General features: G+C 76.5%; 2 protein-coding genes. Both read right to left on the reverse strand.

Translation table 11 applies throughout. The annotated features are described in order from the left end of the window. Positions 1-53: 53 nt before the first annotated feature. The gene (locus GTR00_RS20100; RefSeq protein WP_323132637.1) at positions 54-896 is read right to left on the reverse strand and encodes an ABC transporter permease; all 843 of its coding nucleotides are present in this window, start codon (positions 894-896) and stop codon (positions 54-56) included. Further along, entirely contained in the window at positions 893-1,753 is an 861-nt protein-coding gene (locus tag GTR00_RS20105; protein ID WP_323132638.1) for an ABC transporter ATP-binding protein, read from the reverse strand. The genes GTR00_RS20100 and GTR00_RS20105 overlap by 4 nt, the downstream gene beginning before the upstream one ends. Between the last annotated feature and the right edge of the window lie 48 nt (positions 1,754-1,801).

Raw genomic sequence — 1,801 nt, forward strand, 5'->3', positions numbered from 1 at the left:
CTCCTGGTCCGGTCGAGCGGTCGTGCGCGGGCGGTGCGGGAGCCCGCGGGGGGTCAGCGCTCCTGCGAGGAGTGCCAGGACAGCACGCGCCGCTCCACGCCGGTGACCACCAGCAGCAGCAGCGCGCCCATCAGGGCCAGGCAGGCGATGGAGGCGAACACCCGGTCCAGCTGGGAGTTCGAGGCCGCCACCTTGATGACGGTGCCCAGGCCCGCCGTGGCCCCCGCGGCGCTGAACTCCGCCACGATCGCCCCGACGAGCGAGAGCGGGAACACCACCCGCAGGGCGGCGAAGACGAACGGCAGCGCGCTGGGGAAGCGCAGGCGCAGCAGCACGTCCCAGCGGGAGGCGTGCACGGTGCGGAAGACCTGCAGCACCTCCCGGCGCACCGAGCGCAGCCCGGTGGCGGTGTTCATCAGCACCGGGAAGAAGGTCGTCAGCGCCGCGACGAGCACCCGCGGCAGGTACCCGAAGCCGAAGGCGACCGTCAGGGCGGGGGCGATCGCCACCACCGGGGTGACGTTGAGGATGACCGCCAGCGGCATCACCGCGCGGCGCGCCAGCACCGACTCGGAGACCACCACGGCCACGACGAGGGCGGCCGCCGCGCCCAGCGCCAGGCCCAGCAGCGCCTCCAGCAGGGTCGTGCCGGCGTTGCGCAGGTAGAAGCCGGGGTCGCCGGCGAGCTGCTCGCCGACGGCGGCCAGCCGCGGCAGCACGTAGGGGTCGGCCACGGCGACGCGCTCCCACACCACCCCGGCCACCAGGAGCACCACGACGGTGGGCAGCCACACCCGCGGGTTCAGCGCCGCGGCCGGCGAGGTGCGCCGGCGGCGCGCGGGCGGCGCCGCGGGGGTGGCCGGCGCGCGCCGCTCGGCCGCCGCGCGCGGGCTCACGAGACCGCCCCGGCGTCGGCGTGCCAGGCGTCGGAGAGCAGCTCGCGCACCCGGTGCTCGTGCTCGTGCAGGTCCGCGGAGTCCAGCAGCCCCGAGCGGCGCGGGCGCGGCAGGGAGACCTCCACGGTGCCGGCCACGCGGCCGGGACCGGCCGCCATGACCACGACGGTGTCGGACAGCAGGACCGCCTCGGTGATGGAGTGGGTGACGAACACGACGGTGGTGCGCATCTCCTGCCACACGTCCAGCAGCTGCAGCTGGGCGGCCTCGCGGGTGAACTCGTCGAGCGCGGAGAACGGCTCGTCCATGAGCAGCACCTGCGGCTGCAGGGCGAAGGCGCGGGCGATGGCGGTGCGCTGCTGCATGCCCCCGGACAGCTGCCCGGGGCGGCGGTGCAGCACGTCGCCCAGGCCCAGGCGGCGCAGCAGCGCCTCGGGGTCCCCGGCCAGGTCGCAGCGCTCGGGCGCGGCCGGCGGCGGCACGGCGCCGCGCCGGCGGGAGGCGGCGCGGTTGACCTTCTCCAGCACCCGCACGTTGCCCAGCACGTCCAGCCAGGGCAGCAGGGCGGGCGTCTGCGGGACGAAGCCGACCATCTTGCGCTCGGTGGCGCGCGCGGGCGTCTGCCCGCAGATGCGCACCTCGCCGGAGTCGGGCCGCTCCAGGCCGGCCACCAGGCGCAGCAGCGTGGACTTCCCGCAGCCGGAGGGGCCGATCACGCTCACGAAGCGGCCGCGGGGCACCTGCAGGTCCACGTGGTGCAGGGCCGTGACCGGCTGCGGGCCGTCGTCGTACACCTTGCAGGCGTCGCGGACGGCGACGAACGGCTGCTCGCCGGTGCCCGACGCGTCTCCCACCACGACCCGACCCTACTCAGCGCCGGGCAGCGGCCCGGTGCACCACCCCCG

Source organism: Kineococcus indalonis, assembly GCF_009906395.1.
In the GTDB taxonomy this organism is placed as follows: domain Bacteria; phylum Actinomycetota; class Actinomycetes; order Actinomycetales; family Kineococcaceae; genus Kineococcus; species Kineococcus indalonis.